A 26,492-nucleotide genomic window follows, 5' to 3' on the forward strand; every position below is an offset into this window, starting at 1 on the left:
TGATTTATCAAAATATAAGAAGACGAGATGCCGAATAGCGGTTCTCGTCTTCTTTTTGCTGAAATATAAGGGTGTTTATTGAATTAGCAGCTTATTTAAATGAAAGTACGAGTGATGATAACGAGCAGGATAAACAATACGAGGATCGTACCAGTGGAAGTCCAGCCGCCGTAGCCAACAGGTGAGGACATATAATAACCTCCTTTAGAATGTGGTGATTTTGGAAATTCTTATGGTCACAATCCCAATATATGGACTTTATAGACTTAATGTATAGACGATGACCTAGAATTCAGAAAGTTGGGCTATGGAAAAGAGTAGGTCAAATGAGGTATAGTTAAGATAAGCAGTATGCAAGAGACAGAGGAGGAAGGGAATTGGAGTTTAAAGGAGCAATGGGTGGTTTATACCGCATCACAGAATGGATTACACGTATCGCAGCTAGTAATATCTTATGGGCACTATGTTCCGCCCCGTTTTTATTTTTTGGATTGATGAAATTGATGATGCTTGGGACAAGCTCAGGTGGAGTAAATGAGCAGCTCACATTGAACTGGGCTATGGGGATTCTGGCGCCATTTACAGTATTTCCTGCTTCGGCGGCTTTATTTACCGTTGTGCGCAAATGGGTTATGGGGAACACGGATGTAGGAACTTTTCGTACGTTTTTTCAGGGGTATAAAGAGAATTATTTAAAAAGTATGCTCGGTGGAATTATCTACACATTGATGTTCGTTATTATGTACGTCGATGTAACGGTTTACATGACACAAATGCCTAACTTCAGAATTGTTGGTATTTTGATGTTAGTGCTCATGATTATTTTATCGGTGTCCATGTTTAACTTCTTTTCTATTGTCGTTCATTATCAAATGAGCTTTAAACAAGTGATGACTAACTCAATATTGCTGACTATAGCACGTCCAATTCGCGTGTTCTCAACTTTGATTGCAGCTGCAGTGCTAGCTTATATTGGTCTTAGATATCCAGCGCTGTATTTCATCTGTATTCCAACGTTGATTGCGATGGCTGCTTTCTTTAACTTCTATGCTACCTATAATAAACTGCAATTGCAGGTGGAGCAGAAGAAACTGAAAGAGGAAGAAGAGCGAGAAGCTGCTTTGAACGATCAAGAGGATGACGACGATGACGATGATGATTATGAAGATGATGTTGAGGATAAAGATGTAAAACGTATTTAACAAAGACGAGTATTAAACATTGGAAATCGTCAGTAATTTAATTCCAGTGTAAAATAAAGCGCATACAGGTTTACTTTTTCGTTAAAACGCAATATAATAATAACAAATCCTGCGATGTTCGTTACGGTTGCTCGTTGTTTTGAACCAATGATAATGTCTTGGGAGATCTACACGAAGCGCAGCTGAACAGCCCTGTCTATATGACTTGGGGAATTCAAAAACGTTTTCTGCGATCACCCACCTGCTCTAGCAGGTTCAGAAGACACTGTAGCCGGACGGCATAAGCGGGTTTTCTATTGTTTAGGCCAAAGCGCCCTGTATCCCGTGAAAGTTGGGAACGGGCGCTTTTTTGTGTGTCTGGAACAAGGAGAAAGTGAGTAATACCCTTTTGTTCCTGAGACAAGAGTGTTACACTTAGAATAATGAACTTGGGATTTGTAGAGGGGGAAGAATTTTGTCGTTAAAAAGAACCTTGGTCGGTTTATTCCGTAGTCATGATGGAACAAGCGACCGCGCAAAAGATCCGACATTAAAAACGCGTTATTACAATCTTACGAAAGACAAAGCTTGGGAGGAAGTTTCATCAACGCTTAAGAAGATTCCTGGATTCAAGGTGCTTCATGAAGTGGAGTCAGTAGGTGAGATCACTCTGGAGAAGAGAACGGCATTCGGCCGTACACTGGACATTACTGTCTCTGTGCTCAATACCACACCTGTTCGTTGTGGCGTAGATATGTACTCTGCATCTAGAGGTTCGCTAGGTGATTTGGGTGCTAATTACCGTGTCATTCAGCGGTTATATGCATCTTTGGACAAAAAATTAGGAAAATACAAAGCAGACTAATTTTCAGAGATTCTTACTAAACCTTCTTACTTAGGGATTGTATGAATGCGTTTACGCAAATGTTGACTGCTCTGGATATTATCGATAAATCTTTCTATTACAAAAAAAGCGGGAGAAGGATGGACCTTCTTCCGCTTTTTTCAAAATATAAGAAAGTATAAGTTCTACACCTATACTTTATGTCTTATATTTCTCGCATAAACACATTGTCGCCCTTGTAAGGACGACAAAGGCATTTATGCTCGCAGTGATAAGTAAGTATTGTCGAAAATGGCCGCTAACTTACTGTTCTAGAGAATTAGAGCAAGCTCTTCACAGCAGCTATAGCATCTTCGTAATTAGGGTGCTCAGTCATTTCACTCAAATATTCAACATAGGTGAGTGTGTTGTTCTTGTCTAGCACAAAAATAGAACGCATATCTAACCGGAATTCTTTGATTAGTACGCCATAAGCTTGTCCGAATGAGGCTGCTTTGTGATCGGATAGAGTGATTACGCGATCGATCCCTGCAGCGCCACACCAGCGGGCTTGAGCAAATGGTAGGTCCATACTTACCGTGAGGATAACTACATCGTCACCTAGCTCTGCAGCTTCGCTATTGAACCGGCGGGTCTGTGCATCACATACACCAGTATCTAGAGAAGGTACAACACTGATCAGCTTGATTTTACCGGCATAATCACTAAGAGACACTTCTTCCAGTAGATTCTTACTTAGAACAAAATCAGGAGCGGGATCACCAGCTGTAAGCTTGGGTCCTACGAGAGTGATGGGGCTGCTTTTGAAAGTAGCTACGCCTGTTCTTTCTTGCGTCATATCCTTGTTTTCCTCCTCGAATTGTAATATTGGCTCTTACTGCCACAATAAATTATAATCTTATTTACAGGGAGATGTCCAACAGAGCAAGATATAAATGTAAAGGGATGGGTGTAATGATATTTATTCGGTATGAAAATTGGAAAAGTTATCTCCGGTATTACCCGGTAACATGTCTTCTCATTGTAGCTAATGTGATTATGTTTATGCTCATGGCGTTCAATGGTGGATCCACCAATATACAAACACTTGTTAATTTTGGTGCTATAGTTGATGTTAGCCCGTATAAAGAGGAACTGTGGCGTTATGTGGCGGCTATTTTTTTACATAATGGGTTTTCCCATCTATTCTTTAATAGCTTCGCTCTACTGGTATTTGCACCGCCTCTGGAGCGCCTGCTTGGCTGGTGGCGATATGCAATTCTTTATGTGGTAGGTGGAGTTCTTGCGAATTTTCTAACGATTGCAATCAGCAGTCGCTCGGTATTAGAGGTAGGTACGGTCTCGGTAGGTGCTTCTGGAGCAATCTACGCCGTCTATGGCGCATTTTTATACATTGCTGTTATTCAACGGGCGATGATGGACGAAGGCTCACGAAAGACGTTATACGGTTTGCTTGTAATCGGGATCATAATGTCGTTTGCAACACCAAATGTGAATTGGGTTGCGCATATCGGAGGCTTGGTTTCTGGCTTTTTCCTATATGGACTTATTATTCGTATATTTAAAAAAAGCCTAAGACAGGGGCGATGATGGAGTGGAGCTAAGACAGCTGCAATATTTTCTAAAGGTAGCCCAAAAAGAACATGTAACAAGAGCGGCGGAGGAACTTCATGTAGCGCAGTCTGCGGTAAGCCGTCAGATTCATCAATTGGAGCAAGAGCTTGGGGTTGACTTGTTCATGCAAAAAGGGCGTAATTTGCAGCTTACGCCGGTTGGACAGCTCTTTTGCAAGCGGGTGGATAGTATTCTTAAGGAATTGGAACATTCGGTAAATGAAGTGCATGAATTTCTAGATCCGGAACGTGGAGAGATTCGTATAGGGTTTCCTCACAGTCTTGGAACGCATCTTATCCCGACTATCGTTGCAGAATTCCGCCAGCACTATCCCCATGTTAAGTTTCGCTTTAAGCAGGGCTCTTACCCTTCGCTGATAAAGGACGTATTATCTGGAGAGGTGGATTTAACATTTATTTCGCCTTTTCCGGAAAATGATGAGCATGTCTCTGGAGATATTGTTATGACTGAAGAGTTATTTGCAATACTTCCTCAGAATCATCAGCTGGCAGGAGAATCTGAGATCCGACTGGAGCAGCTTCAAAATGAAAAGTTTGTTCTATTCAGTCAAGGTTATTCTTTGAGACCGATCGTTTGGCAAGCGTGCTTGCAGGCGGGATTTCAACCACAGATTGCATTCGAAGGTGGGGAGACTGATACCATACGTGGTTTAGTGGCGGCAGGGATGGGTGTAAGCCTTCTGCCGGAGATGGCGTTCTATCAGACGAATCCTCTCCAGCCAGCTCAGGTAAGGGTTGTGGAGCCTGCTGTGACGAGGACGGTTGGTTTGATTTACCGAACAGATAGTAAGTTGCCGCTGGTTGCACGTTCGTTTCGGACTTTTTTGATATCCTATTTTAAAGCGAGGCAAAATAATACCCCGGTTGGCACTTAGCCTTCCGGGGTTTCTTTTTGTGCTGTATTGTTGTATTAGTCGCGGTTACCTAAAAAGACGGTAATCAAACGAAGCAGTTCGAGTAAGGAGACTAGCGCGGCGGCAACGTACGTTAATGCAGCTGCGTTTAGGACTTTGGCTACTCCGCGTTCCTCTTCGTTACGAATGTAGCCTTGCTCTACCATGACTTGACGTGCCCGGTTGCTGGCATTGAACTCAACTGGGAGTGTCACAAGCTGGAAGGCAACAGCGGCCGAGAAGAAAATGATACCAAGGCCTACAAGATTAAAGTAACCGAATATAAATCCTGCCATAAGCATGAATGGTGCTATACCTGATGCAAAATTAACTACTGGGAACATCCGGTGACGTAGTGTTAACATAGGATAACTTACTTTATGCTGAATGGCGTGACCCACTTCGTGACAAGCGACTGAGACTGCTGCGATAGAACTCTCATAATAAACAGGCTCAGATAAGCGTACAACTCTGTGAATCGGATCATAGTGGTCAGAAAGCGTACCTCTTACAGGCTCAATCGGAACATCGTGAAGTCCATTCGCGTCGAGCATGCGTCTAGCTGCTTCATATCCTGTCAGACCGTTTAAGTTGGCGACCTTGGACCATTTGCTGAATGTCCCTTTAACTCTGAACTGGGCCCATAATGAAAAAATAAAAGCGATAATTACTAATAGATACATTCCCATAGCTGCATTCCTCCACTGTATTGTAAATATGGTATTTACATTGGCGGTCCTTGCGTAAGCAATAGAAGCCGAATCGCCTCCATGCAGGCCACTCCTTGTGGGAGTAAGTTAGAGAGCGCGCGTTTGGCCTGTCCCGGCTTCAGACCGCTTATAATGGGTTCAAGTGCCTTTACTTCACGTTCTAGTCGTTGCATATGCTGCTCAAGCTCGACTAATTTATCAGATACGTCAGTTTCAGGAGTAGCCTCGCTCCATTTGCTCATCATGGATTTGATTTCTTCCAATGAATACTTGTCATGCTTTAATTGATTAATACGTTCTAAGTCGACCAAGGTTTCATGACTGTAAAGTCGGTAATTTTTGGTGCTTCTTGACTCTGGGGAGATTAACCCCAATTTCGTGTAATAATCAATGGTGCGCTCACTGATGTGAGCAGCCTTAGCTAATTCTCCAATTCGATATAGAATCATATCCCCATGCTACCTCGCCTCACTAATCGAATTCAACTGTCCATAAAGGATAGTCGTCTCCTATATTGGTGGTTTCTATTATGCTATCTGTAATGATAACAAACTGTAAACCATACAGTCAAACGTCATACTTTCATAAAGTATATGCATTAAAGAGAGGTTAATTCATGAAATGACATGCGTTGTTTATATACAATACACTCAAACTCCATGTGATATCAAATTTGAATCGATTATGTTCATTAATAAATCCTAACGATAAACATGACATTTAATGTTATGTTTATTGGAGAATCAATAAGGATGATTCGATAAAAAAGTAATATTAGAGCGGATCTTCACGTAGTTATTTCAATGAATTCATAGCTGTTTGGGCCTAAAATACTGAGATAGTCCAAGTGTACCATGGAGAATTTGTGAGTTTAGTGAAAATAAAATATAAACATTCCCAAAAATAGTCTTGTCAATTTACCTGACTTCTGATTATAATGACATTAAGAGTTTCACGCTTTGTTAGAAAATATAACATCGGGGAGTGGGGTAAAAATGAAAAAGAAATGGTTGATGATGTTACTGGCCATGATTACGCTGATGGTTTATCCGGTAAGTGCTTTTGCGGCGGACGGTCCAACAAATGCAGATTTGCAGGTCGGATTGGATACCGCGTTTACCTTCCTGGCATTCATCTTAGTTTTCTTTATGCAAGCAGGGTTCGCGATGCTTGAAGCAGGATCAGTTCGAATGAAGAATGCAGGTCACGTAGCCGGTAAGACGGTACTGACACTAGCCATTGCGAGTGTATGTTTCTGGGCTGTTGGCTTTGGACTTGGCTTCGGTAACGGTAACGGCTTCTTCGGTACTACAGGCTTCTTGTATGGCGGAGATTCAACAGCATCTTCATTTGAATCACTTGCATTTTCTGATGTTACTTTAAATGTTAAATTCTTGTTCCAAATGGCGTTTGCAGCAGTTTCCTTAGCTATCGTATCTGGAGGCATGGCAGAACGTGCAAAGATCAGTGTGTACATTATATTCGGAATTTTATTCTCAATCGTAATTTATCCTGTCGTAGCACACTGGGTATGGGGCGGCGGCTGGTTGGCTGAGCTGGGAATGCAAGATTATGCAGGTTCCACGGTTGTCCATCTTACAGGTGCCACTGCAGCGGTAGTAGCAACCATATTGCTTAAGCCACGACTTGGTAAGTTTAATAAAGAAGGTAAACCTGTTATTATTCCAGGTCATAACCAAGTATTTACTGTACTCGGTGTGATTATCCTCTGGTTTGGTTGGTTCGGATTTAATCCAGGTAGTGCTTTGTCCCCAATGGGAGGTTTTTTCGGTCATGTAGCATTAACCACTAATATCGCAGCAGCAGCAGGCGGTTTGGCGGCATTAATTGCTTCTTGGTTGTATTTTGGTAAATCTGATATTCCAGCAATGCTGAATGGTGTTCTAGCTGCATTGGTTGCGATCACTGGTGCATGTGCTTACGTTGAACCATGGGCGGCAATCATTATTGGTTTAGTAGCGGGTGCGTTCACATTCATGACTTCCCAATGGCTGGAACGTGCAGGACTTGATGATCCAATCTATGCTTTCTCGGTACATGGTATTGCGGGAATGTGGGGCGCGGTTTCCACGGGTCTATTCGCTGCACCGGATCTTATTACTAAAGGTGCTTTGGTAGGGGAAGCCGGATTGTTCTACGGTGGAGGTTTCCACCAGTTGGGTGTTCAAGTGCTTGGGGTAGTAGGAACATTTGCTTTCGTAGCCGTGCTTTCATTCATTATCTTATATGTAATGAAGGTAACAACAGGACTTCGTGTTACGGAAGAAGAAGAATTGATGGGCCTGGATATCAGTGAGCATGGTACTTACGGATACCCTGAACAAATGAAATTAATTGCAGAATCGGAATCCAAAACCCTTAAACAATAATATGAATCCTCAGATAGGGAGGCGGACCGTGTGGCTTCGATGGAGTTAACAGATAGGTATGATGAAGAAAGCTTTAGGACCATCGTTTTAGCCGGTTCGCCACAGGAACTTAGGGAGAGGCGAATTGCCTGCCAAAGTATTCTACTGGAACAGTTGAATGTAATTCCGATTGAGGAATGGATGTTTCGTGTGAATACAATGCATGATCTTATTGCAGAGACTGCAGTACTAATATGTGAGGCGCAGATGAAAGAGGCGGGCTATGGCCCGCCTCCCTGTGCTTATTCATTTATTGTGTTTGGCAGTAGTGGAAGGCAGGAAGCTACACTGTGGAGCGATCAGGATAATGGTTTGATCGTTGATGGTGAACCGGATGGGGAGAAGAATAGATACTTTGAGTTCTTTGGAATGATGTTATCCGATCTGCTTGAAGAAGTAGGATATGAGAAATGTGCAGGCAAGGTAATGTGCTCCCAAGGGATGTGGAGGAAGACGTTATCGGAATGGAAGGAGCAGCTGAAGGAATGGAGAACCCAGTTGGAATGGGAGCCAATTCGGTATCTTATCATTTCTTCAGATATGCGCCATGTTGTGGGAAGTACGGAGTTATCAGCATTGTGGCAAGAGGCTTTTTATGAGGGTTTTATTGACAATGAGGAGTTGTCTGTGGCTGTTCTTCGCAATACAGTCCGCCATAAAGCGACTTTAAATCTGCTGGGACAGGTGTTAACAGAGCGCTTTGGGGATTATGCAGGTGGATTTGACATTAAGTATGGAGTCTATATCCCGGTAGTGAACATTGTTAGACGCTTATCGTTATTGCATCATATTAGAGCTAGCTCGACCTTAGAGCGAATTGAAGAGCTTGAAAGACTTCACAAATATCAACATCTGGATGATATTCGGCGAGCTTTCTTATTGGCGATGCGGATGCGAGTGAACACGCCATTTAGTGTCCAGAATGGCTTGTTAATCAGCAGTGATTATATTGCTGAGAGTGAACTGAAGAATAAGCAGCTATTGTCTGAGCTGCGTGAAAGTCTGCTGCTTGTTAGACGCCTTCATCGGGCGTTGCAGCGTCAGCTCCGCTCAGCGGAAAGGTGGCGAACATGAGGGAGCCAAGCAAGAATGGAGGATTCTGGAACAACCTGAGACAAGGTGGAATGCCGTCGGCAATCGCTTCGATGAGAGGGGGAGAAACTGCTCATCAGACTGCGCAGCAAATGGCCTATATCCGATCTCTCATGCGTGAGAAGCGTCGTCCTGAGGTGCTGCGTACTCCGCTGTCTGAACTGGAGACGGTTATATTTGATTTAGAGACGACGGGATTTTCTCATCAGCATGGAGATGAAATTATGTCGTTTGGTGCAATTAAGGTTGTTGGAGAGGAAATTAAGGAAGATGAATGCTTTTACACCTTGGTGAATTGTCAGACGGCAATTCCAGAAGATATTACGAGGTTAACAGGGATAACGGAAGAAATGACACAATCCGCCCCTTCCTTAATTGATGGCCTTCATAATTTCATGTCCTTTGTGGGGCAAAATGTGCTAGTGGCACATGCAAGCTCGCATGATAAAGCTTTTCTCAATGCCGCGCTATGGAGAACTTCTAAAGTTCAGCTTACACACCGGGTGCTGGACACGATGATGCTTGCACGTTGGCTTGAGCCGCAGCGAAATAACTATACACTCGATGAACTGTTATTTGTTCATGAAATTCCGATTCATGGACGTCACAATGCATTAGAGGATGCCAAAATGACAGCCCGGCTGTGGGTGGCTTATCTTCGCGAAATTTCGGAGCGGGGCCAAGTAGATACCTTAGGCGATTTATATGCTTATTTAAGTAGAACGTGAAGCGGGGCTTGAGATAGTTCAGGGAAAGGGAAAGATGTTCCTTGTTCATTTGAATACCGCTCAATATAAAATCCATTCAGAAATGGAGAGCAGCTATCTTCAGGTCTGGGAGAACCAATAAGGTAGACCTTAAATTCAGGTCCAAGTGCTGCTAATCCTTTATAATCGGCAACCGAAGGTATAGGTTCTGAATTTGGGTGGGAATGAAATAAACCGATGAGTGTCGGCTCATTGTAAAGAACATGAATCCATTCTTCAGGGTGGGGAGTGAATGTGTGCAGCGGGTCTGGCGCTACGTTGCGCATAGGTACGTAAGTATCGATGAGCATGCCACCCGCTGCGGCAGCACCCAGCAGGACTCCGCATGCTTCATGCGGGTAACTGGACAGCAAGTGCTTCCCCAGTGCTTGCTGTACGGAATATTTCAGTCTTATAGGCTGGACATTTCCCTGTAATGCTGCCATTTGTTCACCCCTCTCTCTTCATTAGGGTTTCGTCGCTGACGATACCCTCTTTTTATTTTTCTTTTTGTCTAAAAAATGGATGGTTTGAAATTGAAGTTAATGAGGGTACAATAGTAGAAAACTATTCCATTCGAAAAGGAACAGATCCCTATGAAAGCAGTAAATAAATTGAATATCACGATAGTGATTCTTATTGTATGTGTAGCTGTGTTTGCGGTGTGGCATAATCGTGAGCCGAAGGCTACCGCTGTTTTTGGACAACAAGATGAGCCGCCAATGAAAATAGGACCTAAGGCTGGACTGCTCGCTCCCTCATTTTCACTCCAAGGAACGGATGGGACTACATATGTAGTTGACGGGCCGCGCGAGAAGGCAGTCCTCGTTAATTTCTGGGCTTCATGGTGTGATCCCTGCAAGGAGGAAGCTCCGGAGCTTAACACCATGGCCACTAAGTATAAGGATGTTCTAGATATTTACGGTATTAATGTGAGTAGTCAGGATTATAAACCCAATGCAGAACGTTTTATTAAGAAATACGGTCTTGTGTTCCCGGTTATGTTTGATGTGAAAGATGAGGTGTACAGCAAATATAACGGGGCAGTATTTCCTACCAACGTGCTTATTGACAAGAATGGAGTGATCTCAGAGATTATTCTGGGCATTCTTAGTCCGGAAGAACTGGAGAAAAAAATTATCAAGCTTACCGAATCATAAAGGATCTACACCAAAGAATTATAAAAGGCCCCCTTCATTACAGTTAAACTGTTGAAGGGGGTTCTTCGTCATATGAATGCTTATGAAAGGTATGAATTAATGATTTACCAGGCCTCTAGGTTCAGTACTTCCAGACTGTTCATTTTCCAGCGAGAGTTGATTCAGAAGTGCGTAGCGCATACTGTCAACAAGCGCTTCCCAGCTGGCTTCAATGACGTTACTGGAGACGCCTACCGTACTCCAAGTGTCTGTGAAGTTCTTGGATTCAATCAATACCCGTACTTTCGCAGCAGTCTGATCCTGTTCATCTATAACACGGACTTTATAGTCGGATAGATGCATTTCCTTCAATTGCGGGAAGTAGGTCTGCAGCGCTTTACGAAGAGCGTTGTCGAGTGCATTGACCGGACCGTTACCTTCAGCAGCGGTATAAAGGTTCTCATTGCCAACCTTCAGTTTAACGAAGGCTTCAGATACAACTGGATGCTCTGCGGTTTTTTCGACTAACATCTTGAAGGATTCAAAGGTAAAGGTTTCGTTCATCTCGCCAGTAGCTTCCCGAAGCAATAGCTCCAGCGAGGCATCGGCACCTTCAAATTGATACCCCTGATGCTCCATCGTTTTGATCTTCTCGATCACCCGGCGAGCTTGCTCGCTGCTTGGATCCAAATTTAAACCCATATCTTGCGCCTTGGAGAGCACATTGCTCTGTCCAGCCAGTTCAGAGACCAGCACACGTTGTTTATTCCCGACAAGCTCAGGAGCGATGTGCTCATAGGTCCGTGAATCACGCATGATAGCGGAGACATGGATTCCACCTTTGTGTGCGAAAGCTGCATTTCCGACATAAGGTTGATTTACCGGCAGATTAACATTGGCAACTTCACTAATATAGCGTGCTGTGTTCGTAAGCTGCGGTAAAGAATCACCAGGAATACAGTGGTATCCCATTTTGAGCTGAAGGGTAGGGATGATGGAACATAAGTTGGCATTGCCGCATCGTTCGCCGTAACCATTAATGGTACCTTGAACTTGCCGTGCTCCAGCACCGATGGCGCTAAGTGTATTAGCTACCGCCAGCTCACAGTCATTGTGAGTGTGAATTCCGAGATTTGCTCCAGGTAGCTGCCCAGCCAGAGCGGTAACAATCTCATGAATTTCAAAAGGCAATGTTCCACCGTTGGTATCGCACATTACAAGCCAATCTGCTCCGGCTTCCCGGGCTTTGGACAGAACGGCTGCTGCATATTCAGGATTGTTCTTGTATCCATCAAAGAAATGCTCGGCATCAAAAATTACTTCAAGGCCTTTTCGTTTCAAGTAGGATATGGAGTCGCCAATCATGGCGAGATTCTCCTCAAGCGTAGTCTGTAATGCAGTGTGTACATGAAAATCCCAAGACTTTCCGACGAGTGTAGCAGCAGGAACTCCTGCATCAATCATACGTTTTAAATTGTCATCGTTTTCGGCCAAGGAATTCTTCCGCCGTGTGCTGCCGAACGCTGTGATTTTGGCGTTCAGATGAAGCTCCTTGACTCTTTTAAAAAATTCAATGTCTTTATTGTTGCTTCCCGGGATGCCACCTTCAATATAGTGCACACCCAGATCATCGAGCTTCTTGGCAATCTTCAGCTTGTCGTCAGCCGACAGACTGATGCCTTCACCTTGGGTGCCGTCGCGTAATGTAGTATCGAAGATGGAGATGGACTTAGACATGAGTGTCCTCCTAAAAGTTTTGTAAGCTTCGTCTTCCGGATTCACTTCGTGCAAAACTCACATCGGAAGCATTGGCAAGGGAAATGAATTTATACATTATAGCATTTTTACGCGGGAATGTAACAAAGAACTTTACAGCCTCTTAAGTTGACCTAACCGCAGCGGAGAGGTATTCTAAATTGGACAATAGAGACCCTGAGGATAAGAAGGTAGATATTGTGCAGAATGTTGATCAGTATTATCCAACGAGTGGCAGGGTTATCCTGCATGTGGATATGAATGCTTTTTATTGCTCGGTACATGAGGCAGAGGATCCTGACCAATTCAGGGGTAAGGCTACTGCGGTTGCGGGTAGCGTTGAATTACGGAAAGGGATTATTGTTACTTGTTCGTATGTCGCCCGCAGATTGGGGATCTCGACGGGTATGCAGGTTCAGAAGGCGCTTCGTATTTGTCCATCGCTTATCGTTATTAAGCCGGAATTCCATTTATACCGCAAATATTCTAATGCGTTTATGCAGATTGCTTATAGCTATACACCATTACTGGAAGCAGTGTCGATAGATGAATGTTACTTAGATATAACTGGCTCCAGGCAATTCGGTACGCCTATGGAAATTGCGGAAACTATTCAGCGCCGTATAATGGAAGAATTGGGCTTGCCATGCTCCATTGGTATTGCTCCAAATAAGCTCCTGGCGAAGATGGCTTCGGATTTAAAAAAGCCAAATGGTATTTCGGTGCTGCGGCTGCGGGATGTACCTAAGATTTTATGGGATAAGCCATGTAATGAAATGTTCGGTATCGGTGGAAAAACGGCAGAGAAGCTCCGTAAGCTGGGAATTTACAGCATTGGTCAATTAGCGGCGTCTGATGAGAAAATGCTGGTTGAGAATTTTGGAGTTATGGGCTCCTGGCTAAAGCGTGCAGGGAACGGCATCGATCATGGGATAGTAAATCCTGAGAGAGAGCAAAGTAAGTCGATCGGACACACCACTACACTGCCGCGGGATGTTATTGGCCTTGCTGAGGTACGCCCCATTCTGCTGAATCTAAGTGATCAGGTAGCGCGGCGCTTGCGAAAGCAAGGGCTTGTGGCTTCAGGTGTGCAGCTTACCATTCGGACACCGGATATGAAGACCATTACTCGTTCGCGGCAGCTTGAGGCGCCTTCAGAGAGTGGAGAAGATATCTACAAGTCTGTCTGTGATCTTTATGTTCGACATTGGAATGGTGAGAAGCCCGTTCGACTGCTTGGTGTGACCTTGCAAGGATTGATCGCTAAAGAGGATTCTGCAATTCAGCTGGATTTGTTCGATTACGAACAGCAGCCTAAGAAAGAGTCACTGACCAAGGCTATGGATATGCTTCGCAATAAGTTTGGTGAAAATGCAGTTTTGACCGCTGGGATGTTAAGTGACACCCATTCTGCAAGGCTCCGTAATCATAAGGAACGAGGCACCTCACTGCAAAAGGATAATCTGTTGTCTGTTGAGTCAGATAAAGATTGAAAAAACGTGTCGAAATTGATACTATAGAATGCGTCAGAAATGCAAACGTATTGAAAATCAATTGAAATTGTATTCTTTTTATATTAATATGAGAAAAATAAGACGCTGGTTCAACAGCGCAGCATTGCTTAACGGGAGGCAGAGAAAAAAATGGCTAAGTACACTTGGGTCGAAAAAGACACTTGTATCGCTTGTGGTGCATGTGGCGCAACGGCTCCTGATATTTTTGATTACGATGATGAAGGTTTGGCAGAAGTTATTTACGAAAATGACAGAAACTGCGGTGTGACAGCGATTCCGGACGATTTGTTTGATGATCTCCAAGATTCCTGTGATGGTTGCCCAACCGACTCCATTAAAATTGCGGACGAACCTTTTAACAAAGAAGGTTAATTACTCGATAAAGAGTAACGTGCGACACCAGATAAAGACATCTTCTGCGAACATTTTGTTCGGCTAGGGATGTCTTTTTTGCTGTGTCTGACCGATATTAATAAAGTAGGAATTATAAACTCTCGGAGGTTCCGATGAAGAACTCACAGCACCTCAAAGCATATGTACAGATGCACCCAGATAACAAAATGGCATGGTACTTGCTGGGGAAGGAATACTATAAGAACGGTCAACATGGAAAAGCTAATTATTGCTTCAATCAGGCTGGTGAAGTGTATGAGGCTTTCGAGCATAGTAAGGTACCTGCTGAAATGCTGCGCGAATACGAAGATGGATTGCTGCAAGCGAGTCGCCAGCGTGAGCGTGGCCAACAAAGATTGAGATACATATCACTGGCGCTAATGCTTCTTATACTGTTATTGGTACCTTCAGCAGTGGCTCCGGGTATTGGTGTTACTGAAGAACAAGAAGTCCTTCAAGACACGGCAGCTCCAGAAGTCAAAGATCTGCCAGATCCAAAAGTCTCCGTCCAAGAGTCAGTTATTGAGGCGAAAAAAGTGATGTATACAGCGCAAGAAAATGCAACTGAGGCTTCGCAAGGAAAGTTAATGGCGAAAATGCTAATGCGTAAAGAACCTTTTGAAGCTGCTGCGTTAGGGATGGAGCGAGAGGGAAAATGGCTGCTCTGGAAAGAAAAGCTTCCGCTAAATTTCACACTGCAAAAGAATGGAAAGGGACGGATGGTATATCAGTCTTACGATCCTAAGGTATGTGCATGTGAGCCGCCAGACCAAGGGCAACTCGCCAAGGATGGAGCAGAATGGCAGGGTGACCAAGAGGAGCTCGCCACACTATGGAGTGCTATTCGGGCTTATCAAGATGCTAAAGGGAAGCTTCCAGATACATTAGCGGATTTGACACGATCTTTTCCTGAGAACTGGATAGGTGGGACGACCACCGTCATGAAGCGGGAATTCAGCCCTCTTAAAGCGGTGGCTAAGAACAAGATGGCACCGGGAACAGAAGACATAGCGGAGCCTTCAAGCTCATCTAACGATGGTGTGAGGACTATACCGACAGCATTAAGTGTGAGTGGAAGTGTTGCGAGTGACGTTCCTTTTTTTGATCAGCCGTTGAGGGTCGTTGTGGATAAACAAAATCACCGGTTGGCGGTAGTCAGCGGTTCTATTATTCTACGAAATTATGCGGTAGGACTTGGCGGAGATAAGACACCAGAGGGGAATTTCGTGATTACAGATAAAGTCGTCAATCCAAATGGTCGAGATGATGGGGATTTCGGCAGCAGAGGGCTTCAACTTTCGGACAGTAATTATGCTATTCATGGTACGAATGAGCCTGACAGTGTTGGTAAGGATGAATCCCTTGGATGTATTCGAATGGGCCGAGAAGATGTGGAGGAACTCTTCGCGCTGATTCCTAAAGGTACAACAGTAGTGATTAGTAAAGGGGTTCTGCCTGAAAAGCAGCTTGTGCCGGCTAAACGCTTCAGCTCTACTGCTAAGCATGATCAGACCAACCCCCACAAAGTATACCACTGGCTGAATTAGTTTCCTGCAACGATAAACAGAACGATGATTAGAAGAATTAGTAAAGTTAAACTGACGCCAATCCACATTAGCGCTTTACGGTTAACTTCTTCTTTCTTTTGCTGCAAAGTTGGTGGTTTACGTTTAGTAGACATACTGGGCATACCTTCTTTCTCTCTTAATCGCTGATTACACCTATATTGTAATGCGTTTACAACAAAATTACTATACTCTGCGTTATGTACTCAATATACTCGCACTGTAAAATACTTTTCTTTTGTTCAAGAAAAGGCTAAAATTAAGAAGAAACCTACAGAAACGGGTAGACACGTGGATTAGTGAAGTACCCCTTAAGGAGCGAGAACGGTGTTGTATCGTAATTTTGGTAAACCAATTTTTTTCAAGATTGATCCTGAGAAGGCTCACCATCTCGTCATAGGTGGATTGGATAAATCGTCATCAGTGCCAGGTGGAAGCGCGGCGCTACGTTTAATGTACGGAGTTCCTGAAACGGCGGATTTAGCGGTTGATCTGTTTGGCACGCATTTCCCGACGCCAGTTGGACTTGCTGCAGGTTTAGATAAAAATGCCGATGCGGTAGTCGGATTCTCTTCGATCGGGTTTGGATTTATGGAAGTGGGCACGGTTACTCCTAAGGGTCAACCGGGTAATGATAGCCCTCGTTTGTTCCGTCTTCCTTCGGATGAAGCGCTGATTAATCGAATGGGCTTCAATAATGAAGGGGCTGATGCTATGGCACAGCGTCTGAAGAAATTAAAGAATCGGAGAATTCCTATAGCAGTTAATATTGGCCGGAATAAGATAACTAGTAATGAAGCGGCTCATGAAGACTATCGTCAGTGCATCCGTACGCTTTATCCGTACGGTGATTTTTTTGTGGTCAATATCAGCTCGCCGAATACACCTGGTCTTCGCAATCTCCAGCATGGCAGTGAATTATCGTTCCTGCTGGCTCAAGTGAAGGAAGAAATGGAGATTCAGCGTAAAGCGACCGGGATTACCAAAAGCTTGTTGGTCAAGATAGCACCAGATGTAAGTGATGAAGAGCTGGAGTATATGGTTCAGACACTGACAGAAGCTGGTATGGATGGTATTATTGCTACGAATACTACATTGAACCGTGATGGACTTAGTCATGAAAAGGCTAATGAGACGGGGGGCTTAAGCGGTAAACCGCTGCGGGACCGCTCAACGGAGATCATTCGCAGTATTTATCGCCAGACGGAAGGAAAGATGCCGATCATAGGATCAGGCGGCATTTTCACCAGTCAGGATGCGTATGACAAGATAAGAGCAGGTGCGAGTCTGGTCGAAATTTATACAGCTCTCATCTACGAAGGACCGGAGGTTAACCGCAAATTGCATGCCGGATTACGGCAGCTATTACGGCGGGATGGATTCAGTCATATCTCTGAAGCAGTGGGCGCTGATCATCACTGAAGGAGACGAAAGGACAGGAGGACGAAGGCGATGGACGGCAGGGACTGGGGAACTTTTTTGCTTCCATATGAACAGACTGTGGAAGAATTGAAAGTTAAATTCAAAACAATGCGTTCGGAGTTGAAGAAAAGAGAGGAATACACGCCGATAGAATTCGTAACGGGGCGTGTAAAGCGGCTGTCAAGCATTCTGGAAAAGGCTAAACGGCTGAATGTGAAGATGGAAGATCTGGAGACGGGGATTGAAGACATTGCAGGAATTCGGATCATGTGCCAATTCGTGGAGGATATCCGCAGAGTGGCCGAATATATCCGGGCCCGTAAGGATCTTGAAGTACTCTATGAGAAGGATTACATCACTAATTATAAAGAGAGCGGCTACCGCAGCTTCCATATGATTATTAAATATCCTGTGCAAACAGCGCTTGGCCAGAAAATTGTGCTCGCGGAGATCCAAATTCGTACGCTAGCTATGAATTTCTGGGCTACCATAGAGCATTCCCTGAACTATAAATATCGGGAGAGTCTACCCGATGAAATGCGTGTTCGACTAAAGACGGCAGCTGAAGCAGCATCGATCCTCGACAGTGAAATGTCCAGTATTCGGGAAGAGATTCTGGAAGCACAGAAGACATTCGAGGAAAACTCGAATATGACCACTCAGATTCTCAAGGCCATTCATCAATTGTATTTCTATCACTTGGTGAATGAGGCTATAGATACGCAGGCTCGCTTTAACGAAATATGGCAGGTTCAGGATATGGAAGCGATGAAGGAACTTCTAGATCATGTGCGGGGACTTCTTTCCGCAGCTAAAAAGGATAGTTTGCCGGATGGCTTATGAACCATTGTACTTGGAATACCTAGTGTACTTTAATCGTGACAGGGATTATTTCGAATGTCACGAGGTACTCGAAGAACTGTGGCTTGCCCAGGAACGAGATCCTTTGTACAAAGCACTTCTCCAAGTAGCGGTAGGGTTATACCATTTTCGCAATCAGAATGTGCGCGGTGCAGCTATTATGCTGAGTGGTGCTTCTGCCAAACTGGAAGAATATCCAGCAGCGACACTCGGCATTAATCTGGCGAAACTCGTGGAGGAAGTGAAAGATTATGTTCGGCGCTTAGCATCATATGATGAGCGGCCATTTTCTTATTACGATCTGACCATAGAGATTGTTGATCCGAGTCTAGCGGACCAAGTGGAGAATGCAGCTGTAGCTATCACACCGAATAACCCTCAACGACGTGGTCCTCAGAGACCGACATCCTTTCATCGTAAGTAAAAGATCCTCTATATATGAGTATTGTATAAGGGACACCCGTAGGGGTGTTCCTTGAATCTTTAAACACCTAAATTTTTGCAATACTATCAGGAGGACGGCATCATGGCGGCACAATTGCCCAGTTCTTTCAGCGAGCGTATGATGGACATGCTGGGAACAGATTATAATCAATTTGCGGATTCTTATAAGGAAACCCCATACGGAGGCGTCCGTGTTAACACCTTGAAGATTTCCGTGGAGAGCTTAAAGGCTCTTTCTACTTTAGGACTGGAACCCATTCCTTGGTGTCCGACAGGATTTTATACTGAGAATGGGGCTAGACCTGGTAAACATCCTCACTACCACGCAGGTTTGTATTACATTCAAGAGCCGAGTGCGATGGCACCTGTGGAATTGCTTAATATTGAACCAGGTGATCGTGTACTTGATTTATGTGCCGCCCCTGGGGGGAAATCTACGCAGATTTCAGCCAAGCTGTTAGGGGAAGGATTGCTGGTTAGTAATGATCTTCATCCAGAACGGACTAAAGCTCTAGCCAAAAATCTGGAGCTGTATGGGGTTCGTAATGGTATTGTTTTGAACGAAAGTCCAGATCATATCGCGGCTGCATTCCCGCTTTTTTTTGACAAGATCTTGATTGATGCTCCCTGCTCTGGTGAAGGGATGTTCCGTAAAGATGAAGACATGGTAAAGCAGTGGGATTCAGGTACACCTGCCAAATATGCTTCCATGCAGCGGGATATTTTACGTTCTGCTGCAACAGCATTGGCATCGGGAGGTACACTTGTCTATTCCACCTGTACCTTTGCTATAGAAGAAAATGAGGAAATTATAGCGGAGTTTATTTCTGAACATCCACAGTTCTCAGTGGTAGCGGTAGGAGGTACAGGCTCATTCGCTCCTGGCTTCGGAGAACTCTCAGGTACAGCAAGACTGTGGCCGCATAAGGTGAAAGGCGAAGGACATTTCATGGCTGTATTGCAACATGGGGGAACTAAGCGCTCAATGGAGGAACGTGATCACTTAGAGGTCAAGTTAAACGAATCTGCAAGAGCAAGAACTACTACTCCAAAAAGTGCAGCACACGTTAAATCATCCAATAAATCAGAAGGAAGACGGGGGAAAGAAGGGAAACCCTCTCACAAACCTACTGGTGGTGCTGACCGTGGTCGGCAAGTTTCAGGTGACGAGCAAGCTTTGACTGCGTATGGAAATTTTGTGCGAGATCAGCTTGGTTGGGAACCGCAAGGATATCCGGTTCTGTTCGGTGACCATCTGTACATTTCTCCACTTCCTAAGGAAAGACTAAATGGATTAAAGACGATCCGCCCGGGATGGTATGTAGGACAAATCCGTAACGGAAGATTTATTCCAGGGCATCCAATGGCTACAGCTTTGCATCCGGAAGAAAGCTGCCGAAGTGTCTCACTCTCCAGTACGAATCATGAAGCTATTTCCTATCTTAAAGGAGAGACGTTGTCGATTTCTCAAGAACGTCTCTCTATTAGAATAGGAAGTGCCCAAAAGGGATACGTTCTGGTCTGCATTGATGGCTACAGCGCAGGCTGGGGTAAGTGGCAGGATGGCATACTCAAGAACGAATATCCCGCAGGCTGGAGGTGGATGTAACAATGAGCCAATCAGGTAAGCCCGCCAAAAAACAACGATTAGATAAAGTGTTGTCCCATATTGGAGTGGGGTCGCGCAGTGATATCCGTAAACAAGCTAAACAAGGCTTAATATTGGTGAACGGGACAGTGGTAAAAGATAGTGGGTTCCATGTGGATCCTTATGCCGATAAAATAGAGGTAGCGGGAGAGGTTGTTACCTACCGTGAATTCATATATCTTATGATGAACAAACCCCCGGGTGTCCTGTCAGCTACGGAGGACAAGCGGGATCGGACGGTTTTGGATCTTTTAAAGCACGAATATGCACAGTTTGAACCGTTTCCTGTAGGAAGGCTAGATAAGGATACTGTGGGACTGCTGCTGCTCACTAATGATGGGAAGCTTGCCCATGAATTGCTGTCGCCACGTAAGCATGTCCCGAAAACGTACGAGGCAACCATCGAGGGCGATGTAGACGCGGATGATGTCGCGGCTTTTGCAGCAGGGGTGGAGTTGGAAGATGGCTACGTTACTTTACCTGCACACTTAACCATTCTTGGAAGAGAGCGCGGCAGCAAAGTGATTTCCCATATTTCACTTATCATCACTGAGGGGAAATTTCATCAGGTGAAGCGTATGTTTCAGGCGGTAGGCAAAAAAGTCACTTTTCTGAAACGTGTATCTATGGGAGAATTGAAGCTGGATGAAAGTCTGCCGCTGGGAGCTTGTCGGGAACTGACGTTAGAGGAACTGGCACTCTTAGGCACAGAATCATCTCAAGGATAATATAGAAAAAGAAAGACAAGGATGGTGGAGTATGAGATACAAACTGATTGCACTAGATGTGGACGGTACGCTATTAAATGATGATCACCACTTAAGCTCTGAGAATAAGGAAGCTATTGCTGAGGTTACACGTCTTGGCGGTCAAATCGTATTGTGTACGGGACGCAGTCCACAGAACTCGATTCCTTTCATGGAGGAAATGGGGCTGACTGGTTACGTGCTTGGTCACAATGGAGCAGCGACGGTACGAGTGGAAGATCGAGAAGTGCTGCATCAATATGGTATGGATGCACGTGGTCTTGACCCCTATATTGACTATTGCCGTAAGCACAATATTCATTATGATGTGAATACTGCTTTTGATATGTATGTTGATAATGTAGAGAATCTGACTAAAGAAGCTAATTATATGTATGAGCACTTCCGTATTGTGCCAGCGACGCTACCAGCCTGGGAAGATTTCCGTGAACCGGTTGTTAAGTTTACTGTATTTACACAGCCAGAAATCCTTGACGAAGCTGAACGTGAATGGCGTACTTGGGCTCCTGAGTACAATATTTTGCGAAGTGGTGAATTTTTCGTTGATTTGATGCATCCCGAATCTTCTAAGGGCAACGCATTAAGAAATCTCGCTGTGAAGCTGGGAATTCCGCAAGAAGAAGTCCTCTCAATCGGTAATTATTTTAATGATATTTCAATGCTTACCTATGCGGGGATGGGCGTGGCGATGGATAATTCTCCTGTAGAGGTAAAAGCGGCAGCGAATGCTGTTACGGGTTCGAACAACGAGCATGGTGTGCGTGATGCGCTGGTTAAATATTGTTTATCCTAATAATGGAAAGCATAAAGCGGACTTGAGTCCGTTCTATGCTTTTTTTGTTATGAAGGAAATAAAAGAGATACATAACAGAATTGATTCTATCCAAAAATAACCCGCCCTTAGGATTAACTAGAAAGGGCGGGACAATAGATTAACTTCCTGTATTAAAGTTTAATTTCCTCGTTCCGGCTAGGATCGCTATATTTATAGATACCAGGGTTCAGTTCAATTTTTTCGTCGAAAGGAATATCTTTGTAGCTATCAATATTAGTTCCTGTAGATATCATGCCCTTAGGTGTAATTTCAGGCACCACTTCTTTGCCATTAATCCGTAACGTAGTTTGGTTAACGCTTTTGAAGTGAGGAGATTTGGATGATGATTCAACAATCAAATTTTCGCCTTCAGTATAGTACGTGAATTCAATTTCTAATCCATCGACATCAAGTGAAGTGAACTGTTTTTCTTCTTTAGGTTTGTTTATTGTGATCCAATTCTTGCTGGTATCACGTTTCTCAATGACAGCATCCTTTAATATAAGTTTCATTGGAACATCGGACCAGTCGTTATACCATTCCGGAGATTCGAATTGAAATAAATGCTGGTAGCTTTCGGAATGATCTCCTTTCAAATTCCAACCCCCAGTGATTGTTTTATCACCTATAACCAACTGAGCGGTATTATAGTGGACAATTCCCTTTTTAAGCGAATCATTTTCATCTATTAGAATTTGGATATCCAAAGGGGTAACCACTAGCTGATCTAAGGTTATACCGGTCTTTTCTTGAAATTCAGGACTGTTATACAGTTTCTTAGTGTAAATCGCTTCACTTGCTTTTTGTCCATCTGCTTTAAAATCGAACTTCCACGTACCTGAAATTCGTTTCGCTTCTTCAATGTAACTAAAATGAAGACTAGCTTCCTTCCAATCTGATTCAGTTATATTGAAAACCTGTTCAATAAATAAATCCGATCCTTCGTTAGGCATGATGGTTGGAATTGCCTCATTCTCTTGACCAGCAGTACTAACTACCAAATGTGGGTTACCCCATCCTAAGTCAGCTGGTGATGCAGCGACTTTGTAACGGATAATGGTTTGATTGGAAACTTGTCGAACGGATTCGATTTGAATGCTTGGGTATTGCTTAACTCCCGTATCAATTGTATCTCCTGCTTGATGATTAGATTGTAAGGGAATATTCCGATCACTGTAAAAAATGAGATTCCGTGCTTCAAACCTGTAGTCCTTTTTATCATCCTTTAATGTATCAGGTGTCTCATATACTCCAATGAGTTTCTGGCTTTCAGGATCGTATTCTAAATAACCGTATACCTTTGCCTTGGCACCGGATTCACTAGTCATAGTGTTTTCTTCTGTAGCAAATCCAGTATATTGGGATAGATCAGATTTAGTATCAAGTGATAACAGCATTTTCATTTTTTCTCCGTCAGTTACAACACCGTTCAAATTCATTGTTACTCCTGAACTGGAAGCTTGAAGATTATACTGTTGACCGATGCCATTATTTAATGCATTGCTCACACTTCGACCACCAATTTTATCCCAATTAATCGTCATACTAGCGAATACAGGAATGGCTACAAGTAAGAGGCAAGAGAAGACAATACTGATAGGAATAACCTTTTTATTAGACCTAGGAGTATTCTGGGAGGAATGCAGATTTCTTTGACGTGTATATGCTTCTTGTTCTATGGCAGTCCACATCAAATCATAATCCGGTCGGGGAATATGTTTATCTTTTTCAATATAGAGACTCATTACTATTCAGCTCCTTTAGTTGGGTTCCACCCATTCTATTTAGTATTTTAAGTCCCTTGTTCAGTCTGGATTTTACAGTTCCTTCGGGTATGCTCATAACTTTAGAGATCTCGGGTACAGTCAATTCGTTTATAAAACGAAGGACTACTACCATTCTGATTTTGTCAGAAAGCTGACTGTATAACCCTTGTAATTCTTTTTTAGTTTCCTGTCGATCCAAACGTTTTTCTACAGGGTTTGATTCCTCAGACCTGGATAGTAAATAATTACGTACTTCTTTCATCCACCCCGTCTTACGCCTTTTGATCACACTGTTGCACTCATTCGAAGCAATTCGTAAAATCCAAGCTTTCAAGTTTCTTACCTTCGACTTATCCGCTAAGATAACTTTTACAAATACCTCTTGGGAAATATCCTCCGCATCTGCCTGATTTTTCATTAAGTAGTAACAAAAATAATATACTTGTTCTTTATAGAGCTCGAAAATTTCCCGGTCACTCATTTTGCTGCACCCCCTGTCTTTGCTGTTCTCATTAATAAGACTTATAAGCGTATGTAATCGTTCATTTTTCATTTTGATTGTAGTATTTCTTCTGAGTATCATAGCGAATTCGAATGGAAGATAAGTCGTTTACAGGTAATTATAACCATGATAAAATTAGCGGTGGGACATGCGTCCGTAATCTATAAAACTAATTGAATGTCCGCGTTAAAGGTAAAATCATCGAAAGATGATGACACAAAGCCATGGGTCTAAAGCCTTTCGACAGAAGGAAATGATCGCCAGGCCGCCATAGGGATGTCTTATGAAGCATAAAGGATAGCTCTAAGAATATGTAGTCTATTTTGAGCTCTTTTATTATTTCGACCTATACGGCGTTACATTATCGCAAGGGGCCGAAAGGGGAAGTACATGAACAGTTTTTTCAAAACAATAGGTACTAGTTTGGCAGTAGGTGCTTTATTGCTGTCCGGAACGATCGGATGGATGTCTAATCCTGAAGTCGTGTCTGCAGCTACCACAACAGCAGTAACCGCGGATCAAATGATTAGCAAAGTAACGGCAGCCTCTAAAGCAATAAAGAATTTTCACTTAGATGTGATCAAAAAACAGGATATTCAGAGCGGTGGGGTACGTATCAGCAACACTAACACACTGAAGCTGGATATTAATCGACTGCCGAATTTTGCTGCAGCTGGCACCGTTGATAGTAGTCTTTTAGATACATCGTACAGTCTATATGCCAATGACAAGGAGTTTTACTATCTTGTAGACGGAAGTGAACTGATCGATGAATCTGAAGATGAAGGTTACGACGATGACGGCGAGCCAATCGATCCCGATGCACAGTATTGGATTGCACTGGAGAAGATGGAGTGGGATTCTTTTTACTCCAAAGGTCAATACGATCCTGTTTCCATGCTTGATTCGGTTAAAAATTATAAAAAATCTATGAAAGTCAGCACTGCTGGCGCACAGACTGTCCTGCAGTTCACGGTAACTGATCCGACAGCAGCTAAGGGAATAATCAAACTCTATGACCAGGAGAACCTATGGGATGGAGAGACTGTTCAACCTAAAAGCGTAACTTGGAAATTATTCGTTAATACTAAGACCTGGCAAACGGAAAAGCTGACAGTCGATCTGAGTTATGTACTGACAAGTGACGGAGAAAAAGATACATACAACACGAAAATCGAAGCTAAATATTCCAAGAATAACAAAGGTACAACCATTGTAAAACCGGCCGAACTAGAATAATAAGGTCGATATCATATTGAGCAAAAAGCGCTGTTCTGTAGAACAGCGCTTTTTGCTGTATTCTCTATTTTAATAACGTTTCTATTCCCTCTTTAAGATTGATGTCGTATGCTTCAACATTCGATTCATGAGATTTCGCCGCTCTGTTTTTATGTCGGTGTCGCTTCTCTTTAATGCGTCGCGGATGGGGATGATCTCTGTAATTTTCCTGCCACTTTTTATTCTTCGATCTACACAAGTCGGGATGTAACCTACGTTAGTTATACTCGTGTTTCCTTTTTCATCCTTCTTTATTTTAAGCGTAAGTATGATACCGCTTTGTGTATAAGGAATATTCATTAGTTTAGTAGAAACAAAATTCCCCAATGAGTAAATAACGAATTGTTTTTTTCCACGAAGCGCTAACGGTTGAAGAACATGTGGGTGAGACCCCAGTATGATGTCGGCGCCATTTTTAAAGAAGAGATTGACCAGCTCTTTTTGCCTCTTGTTTGGAGTGTAACGATATTCGCTTCCGAAATGCAGATAAATCAAGACTAGATCGACTTTCTTTTTTAAATCTCGAATCTCCTTAATGATCTTGGGCGTAGATATCCGATTAACCAGCCACGGCTTACTCACTGGTACAGGAATTCGGTTAGTTCCTGCTGTGTAGGAGAGGATGCCAATCGTAATTCCTTTGACGTTTTTAATAAGTGTTCTCTTGGATTCTTCTAATGATTTAGCTGTTCCCGTGTGGTCGATTCCATTACGGTCCAGAACTCGTAACGTCCGAACCAGACCCGGGGCACCATAATCCATGCAATGATTGTTGGCCGTTACTAATACGTCGAATCCGGCTTCCTTAAGTGCAGGGGCCAGTTCGTCTGGACATTTGAATATCGGACCGCCTGATCGGGGGCTTTTCCGGCATTCGGGGCCGCTTCCAGCAAAGGTGGTTTCGAGATTGCCAATCGTCAAATCAGCCTGTTTCAGATAAGGAGCTACTTTTGCAAACAGGGGGCTGAACGAATAGGTTCCGTCAGGCTGTTTAGCATCCGAAATAATATAACGTTTGACCATTAGATCTCCCACAGCAGCTATTTGTATTTCAGTCATGGATATCCACCTTTTTATTATTTTCATTAGGATATG

At 43.5% G+C, this 26,492-nt stretch carries 28 protein-coding genes, 1 other RNA gene and 1 riboswitch; of the genes, 19 read left to right on the forward strand and 10 right to left on the reverse strand.

The window, feature by feature from the left end; all coding sequences use genetic code 11:
• Positions 1-95: 95 nt before the first annotated feature.
• The gene (locus tag MKY52_RS22760; RefSeq protein ID WP_042186834.1) at positions 96-191 is read right to left on the reverse strand and encodes a hypothetical protein; all 96 of its coding nucleotides are present in this window, start codon (positions 189-191) and stop codon (positions 96-98) included.
• 186 nt (positions 192-377) lie between these two features.
• Between MKY52_RS22760 and MKY52_RS22765 the strand changes: the two genes are divergently transcribed.
• The 3 genes from MKY52_RS22765 to MKY52_RS22775 all read left to right on the forward strand — a co-directional run bounded on the left by MKY52_RS22765 (position 378) and on the right by MKY52_RS22775 (position 2,046).
• Positions 378-1,202, forward strand: coding sequence for a YesL family protein (locus MKY52_RS22765; RefSeq protein ID WP_341053677.1), 825 nt, complete (start codon positions 378-380; stop codon positions 1,200-1,202).
• Positions 1,203-1,305: 103 nt separating this feature from the next.
• Positions 1,306-1,497, forward strand: a non-coding RNA gene (gene ssrS / locus MKY52_RS22770) — 6S RNA.
• 159 nt (positions 1,498-1,656) lie between these two features.
• Positions 1,657-2,046, forward strand: coding sequence for a DUF1499 domain-containing protein (locus MKY52_RS22775; RefSeq protein WP_042186839.1), 390 nt, complete (start codon positions 1,657-1,659; stop codon positions 2,044-2,046).
• A gap of 298 nt (positions 2,047-2,344) precedes the next feature.
• Here MKY52_RS22775 and tpx read toward each other — a convergent pair whose 3' ends face one another.
• Positions 2,345-2,863, reverse strand: coding sequence for a thiol peroxidase (gene tpx / locus MKY52_RS22780; RefSeq protein ID WP_042186841.1), 519 nt, complete (start codon positions 2,861-2,863; stop codon positions 2,345-2,347).
• Positions 2,864-2,979: 116 nt separating this feature from the next.
• Here tpx and MKY52_RS22785 point away from each other — a divergent pair, with 116 nt between their 5' ends.
• Complete coding sequence (locus tag MKY52_RS22785; RefSeq protein WP_341053678.1) at positions 2,980-3,615, forward strand: rhomboid family intramembrane serine protease; 636 nt, start codon at positions 2,980-2,982, stop codon at positions 3,613-3,615.
• A 4-nt stretch (positions 3,616-3,619) separates the two neighbouring features.
• On the forward strand, positions 3,620-4,534 hold the full coding sequence (locus tag MKY52_RS22790; RefSeq protein ID WP_341053680.1) for a LysR family transcriptional regulator: 915 nt from the start codon (positions 3,620-3,622) through the stop codon (positions 4,532-4,534).
• A 35-nt stretch (positions 4,535-4,569) separates the two neighbouring features.
• Here MKY52_RS22790 and MKY52_RS22795 read toward each other — a convergent pair whose 3' ends face one another.
• Positions 4,570-5,241: a zinc metallopeptidase gene (locus tag MKY52_RS22795; protein ID WP_042186846.1), complete on the reverse strand. Its 672-nt coding sequence runs from the start codon at positions 5,239-5,241 to the stop codon at positions 4,570-4,572.
• Positions 5,242-5,276: 35 nt separating this feature from the next.
• Entirely contained in the window at positions 5,277-5,711 is a 435-nt protein-coding gene (locus MKY52_RS22800; protein ID WP_341053681.1) for a MerR family transcriptional regulator, read from the reverse strand.
• Positions 5,712-6,257: 546 nt separating this feature from the next.
• On the opposite strand from MKY52_RS22800, the gene MKY52_RS22805 reads away from it, so the two are divergent.
• From MKY52_RS22805 to MKY52_RS22815, 3 genes are read left to right on the forward strand one after another with little or no spacing between them, the layout of a single operon-like run.
• The gene (locus MKY52_RS22805; protein WP_042186849.1) at positions 6,258-7,652 is read left to right on the forward strand and encodes an ammonium transporter; all 1,395 of its coding nucleotides are present in this window, start codon (positions 6,258-6,260) and stop codon (positions 7,650-7,652) included.
• 39 nt (positions 7,653-7,691) lie between these two features.
• Positions 7,692-8,765, forward strand: a complete 1,074-nt coding sequence (locus tag MKY52_RS22810) for a DUF294 nucleotidyltransferase-like domain-containing protein (RefSeq protein ID WP_341055605.1) — start codon at positions 7,692-7,694, stop codon at positions 8,763-8,765.
• Positions 8,762-9,511: an exonuclease domain-containing protein gene (locus MKY52_RS22815; protein WP_340968695.1), complete on the forward strand. Its 750-nt coding sequence runs from the start codon at positions 8,762-8,764 to the stop codon at positions 9,509-9,511. The genes MKY52_RS22810 and MKY52_RS22815 overlap by 4 nt, the downstream gene beginning before the upstream one ends.
• On the opposite strand, the gene MKY52_RS22820 is transcribed toward MKY52_RS22815, so the two are convergent.
• Positions 9,493-9,975, reverse strand: a complete 483-nt coding sequence (locus tag MKY52_RS22820) for a M67 family metallopeptidase (RefSeq protein ID WP_149643955.1) — start codon at positions 9,973-9,975, stop codon at positions 9,493-9,495. The two genes, MKY52_RS22815 and MKY52_RS22820, sit on opposite strands and share 19 nt — an antisense overlap.
• Before the next feature lie 150 nt (positions 9,976-10,125).
• Here MKY52_RS22820 and MKY52_RS22825 point away from each other — a divergent pair, with 150 nt between their 5' ends.
• Positions 10,126-10,689: a TlpA family protein disulfide reductase gene (locus tag MKY52_RS22825; protein WP_076283167.1), complete on the forward strand. Its 564-nt coding sequence runs from the start codon at positions 10,126-10,128 to the stop codon at positions 10,687-10,689.
• A 96-nt stretch (positions 10,690-10,785) separates the two neighbouring features.
• On the opposite strand, the gene cimA is transcribed toward MKY52_RS22825, so the two are convergent.
• Positions 10,786-12,405, reverse strand: a complete 1,620-nt coding sequence (gene cimA, locus MKY52_RS22830; RefSeq protein WP_042186855.1) for a citramalate synthase — start codon at positions 12,403-12,405, stop codon at positions 10,786-10,788.
• A 179-nt stretch (positions 12,406-12,584) separates the two neighbouring features.
• Here cimA and MKY52_RS22835 point away from each other — a divergent pair, with 179 nt between their 5' ends.
• The 3 genes from MKY52_RS22835 to MKY52_RS22845 all read left to right on the forward strand — a co-directional run bounded on the left by MKY52_RS22835 (position 12,585) and on the right by MKY52_RS22845 (position 15,877).
• On the forward strand, positions 12,585-13,916 hold the full coding sequence (locus MKY52_RS22835) for a DNA polymerase IV (protein WP_445671030.1): 1,332 nt from the start codon (positions 12,585-12,587) through the stop codon (positions 13,914-13,916).
• A gap of 150 nt (positions 13,917-14,066) precedes the next feature.
• A complete protein-coding gene (locus MKY52_RS22840) occupies positions 14,067-14,309 on the forward strand; it encodes a ferredoxin (RefSeq protein ID WP_042186857.1) in 243 nt (80 codons plus the stop codon).
• 134 nt (positions 14,310-14,443) lie between these two features.
• Positions 14,444-15,877, forward strand: a complete 1,434-nt coding sequence (locus MKY52_RS22845) for a L,D-transpeptidase family protein (RefSeq protein ID WP_341053683.1) — start codon at positions 14,444-14,446, stop codon at positions 15,875-15,877.
• On the opposite strand, the gene MKY52_RS22850 is transcribed toward MKY52_RS22845, so the two are convergent.
• Positions 15,874-16,011 (reverse strand): hypothetical protein, encoded by a 138-nt coding sequence (locus MKY52_RS22850; protein WP_167348489.1) that lies wholly within the window; start codon positions 16,009-16,011, stop codon positions 15,874-15,876. The genes MKY52_RS22845 and MKY52_RS22850 overlap by 4 nt on opposite strands.
• Before the next feature lie 211 nt (positions 16,012-16,222).
• Between MKY52_RS22850 and MKY52_RS22855 the strand changes: the two genes are divergently transcribed.
• The 6 genes from MKY52_RS22855 (at position 16,223) to MKY52_RS22880 (ending at position 21,830) form a co-directional block, all read left to right on the forward strand.
• Positions 16,223-17,317, forward strand: a complete 1,095-nt coding sequence (locus MKY52_RS22855; protein WP_341053684.1) for a quinone-dependent dihydroorotate dehydrogenase — start codon at positions 16,223-16,225, stop codon at positions 17,315-17,317.
• A 30-nt stretch (positions 17,318-17,347) separates the two neighbouring features.
• Positions 17,348-18,160 carry a GTP pyrophosphokinase gene (locus tag MKY52_RS22860; RefSeq protein ID WP_042126350.1) on the forward strand — a complete coding sequence of 271 codons (813 nt, stop codon included), beginning with the start codon at positions 17,348-17,350 and terminating at the stop codon, positions 18,158-18,160.
• Positions 18,150-18,602, forward strand: coding sequence for a DUF309 domain-containing protein (locus MKY52_RS22865; RefSeq protein WP_042186863.1), 453 nt, complete (start codon positions 18,150-18,152; stop codon positions 18,600-18,602). The genes MKY52_RS22860 and MKY52_RS22865 overlap by 11 nt, the downstream gene beginning before the upstream one ends.
• A 102-nt stretch (positions 18,603-18,704) precedes the next feature.
• Positions 18,705-20,231, forward strand: a complete 1,527-nt coding sequence (locus tag MKY52_RS22870) for an RsmB/NOP family class I SAM-dependent RNA methyltransferase (RefSeq protein ID WP_341053685.1) — start codon at positions 18,705-18,707, stop codon at positions 20,229-20,231.
• A gap of 2 nt (positions 20,232-20,233) precedes the next feature.
• On the forward strand, positions 20,234-20,998 hold the full coding sequence (locus MKY52_RS22875; RefSeq protein WP_341053686.1) for a pseudouridine synthase: 765 nt from the start codon (positions 20,234-20,236) through the stop codon (positions 20,996-20,998).
• Between the two features lie 31 nt (positions 20,999-21,029).
• Positions 21,030-21,830, forward strand: coding sequence for a Cof-type HAD-IIB family hydrolase (locus MKY52_RS22880; RefSeq protein WP_042186870.1), 801 nt, complete (start codon positions 21,030-21,032; stop codon positions 21,828-21,830).
• A 152-nt stretch (positions 21,831-21,982) separates the two neighbouring features.
• Here MKY52_RS22880 and MKY52_RS22885 read toward each other — a convergent pair whose 3' ends face one another.
• Positions 21,983-23,596: a DUF4179 domain-containing protein gene (locus tag MKY52_RS22885; RefSeq protein ID WP_341053687.1), complete on the reverse strand. Its 1,614-nt coding sequence runs from the start codon at positions 23,594-23,596 to the stop codon at positions 21,983-21,985.
• Entirely contained in the window at positions 23,580-24,098 is a 519-nt protein-coding gene (locus tag MKY52_RS22890; protein ID WP_341053688.1) for an RNA polymerase sigma factor, read from the reverse strand. Before MKY52_RS22890 ends, MKY52_RS22885 begins: the two co-directional genes overlap by 17 nt.
• Before the next feature lie 202 nt (positions 24,099-24,300).
• Positions 24,301-24,392, forward strand: a riboswitch (cyclic di-GMP riboswitch).
• Positions 24,393-24,509: 117 nt separating this feature from the next.
• On the opposite strand from MKY52_RS22890, the gene MKY52_RS22895 reads away from it, so the two are divergent.
• Complete coding sequence (locus MKY52_RS22895) at positions 24,510-25,358, forward strand: DUF6612 family protein (protein WP_341053689.1); 849 nt, start codon at positions 24,510-24,512, stop codon at positions 25,356-25,358.
• An 81-nt stretch (positions 25,359-25,439) separates the two neighbouring features.
• On the opposite strand, the gene MKY52_RS22900 is transcribed toward MKY52_RS22895, so the two are convergent.
• Positions 25,440-26,456 carry a CapA family protein gene (locus tag MKY52_RS22900; protein WP_341053690.1) on the reverse strand — a complete coding sequence of 339 codons (1,017 nt, stop codon included), beginning with the start codon at positions 26,454-26,456 and terminating at the stop codon, positions 25,440-25,442.
• Positions 26,457-26,492 lie beyond the last annotated feature (36 nt).

This window comes from Paenibacillus sp. FSL P4-0184, assembly GCF_038004625.1.
In the GTDB taxonomy this organism is placed as follows: Bacteria; Bacillota; Bacilli; order Paenibacillales; family Paenibacillaceae; genus Paenibacillus_AQ.

Excerpts from the sequence above, each read along its gene's own strand:
- MKY52_RS22845 (WP_341053683.1), top strand. The coding sequence starts at position 14,444 with ATGAAGAACTCACAGCACCTCAAAGCATATGTACAGATGCACCCAGAT.
- MKY52_RS22805 (WP_042186849.1), top strand. The coding sequence starts at position 6,258 with ATGAAAAAGAAATGGTTGATGATGTTACTGGCCATGATTACGCTGATG.
- MKY52_RS22810 (WP_341055605.1), top strand. The coding sequence starts at position 7,692 with ATGGAGTTAACAGATAGGTATGATGAAGAAAGCTTTAGGACCATCGTT.
- MKY52_RS22785 (WP_341053678.1), top strand. The coding sequence starts at position 2,980 with ATGATATTTATTCGGTATGAAAATTGGAAAAGTTATCTCCGGTATTAC.
- MKY52_RS22865 (WP_042186863.1), top strand. The coding sequence starts at position 18,150 with ATGGCTTATGAACCATTGTACTTGGAATACCTAGTGTACTTTAATCGT.
- MKY52_RS22795 (WP_042186846.1), bottom strand. The coding sequence starts at position 5,241 with ATGGGAATGTATCTATTAGTAATTATCGCTTTTATTTTTTCATTATGG.
- MKY52_RS22875 (WP_341053686.1), top strand. The coding sequence starts at position 20,234 with ATGAGCCAATCAGGTAAGCCCGCCAAAAAACAACGATTAGATAAAGTG.
- MKY52_RS22760 (WP_042186834.1), bottom strand. The coding sequence starts at position 191 with ATGTCCTCACCTGTTGGCTACGGCGGCTGGACTTCCACTGGTACGATC.
- MKY52_RS22895 (WP_341053689.1), top strand. The coding sequence starts at position 24,510 with ATGAACAGTTTTTTCAAAACAATAGGTACTAGTTTGGCAGTAGGTGCT.
- MKY52_RS22825 (WP_076283167.1), top strand. The coding sequence starts at position 10,126 with ATGAAAGCAGTAAATAAATTGAATATCACGATAGTGATTCTTATTGTA.
- MKY52_RS22880 (WP_042186870.1), top strand. The coding sequence starts at position 21,030 with ATGAGATACAAACTGATTGCACTAGATGTGGACGGTACGCTATTAAAT.
- MKY52_RS22870 (WP_341053685.1), top strand. The coding sequence starts at position 18,705 with ATGGCGGCACAATTGCCCAGTTCTTTCAGCGAGCGTATGATGGACATG.
- MKY52_RS22860 (WP_042126350.1), top strand. The coding sequence starts at position 17,348 with ATGGACGGCAGGGACTGGGGAACTTTTTTGCTTCCATATGAACAGACT.
- MKY52_RS22885 (WP_341053687.1), bottom strand. The coding sequence starts at position 23,596 with ATGAGTCTCTATATTGAAAAAGATAAACATATTCCCCGACCGGATTAT.
- tpx (WP_042186841.1), bottom strand. The coding sequence starts at position 2,863 with ATGACGCAAGAAAGAACAGGCGTAGCTACTTTCAAAAGCAGCCCCATC.
- MKY52_RS22820 (WP_149643955.1), bottom strand. The coding sequence starts at position 9,975 with ATGGCAGCATTACAGGGAAATGTCCAGCCTATAAGACTGAAATATTCC.
- cimA (WP_042186855.1), bottom strand. The coding sequence starts at position 12,405 with ATGTCTAAGTCCATCTCCATCTTCGATACTACATTACGCGACGGCACC.
- MKY52_RS22850 (WP_167348489.1), bottom strand. The coding sequence starts at position 16,011 with ATGTCTACTAAACGTAAACCACCAACTTTGCAGCAAAAGAAAGAAGAA.
- MKY52_RS22900 (WP_341053690.1), bottom strand. The coding sequence starts at position 26,456 with ATGACTGAAATACAAATAGCTGCTGTGGGAGATCTAATGGTCAAACGT.
- MKY52_RS22890 (WP_341053688.1), bottom strand. The coding sequence starts at position 24,098 with ATGAGTGACCGGGAAATTTTCGAGCTCTATAAAGAACAAGTATATTAT.
- MKY52_RS22815 (WP_340968695.1), top strand. The coding sequence starts at position 8,762 with ATGAGGGAGCCAAGCAAGAATGGAGGATTCTGGAACAACCTGAGACAA.
- MKY52_RS22800 (WP_341053681.1), bottom strand. The coding sequence starts at position 5,711 with ATGATTCTATATCGAATTGGAGAATTAGCTAAGGCTGCTCACATCAGT.
- MKY52_RS22840 (WP_042186857.1), top strand. The coding sequence starts at position 14,067 with ATGGCTAAGTACACTTGGGTCGAAAAAGACACTTGTATCGCTTGTGGT.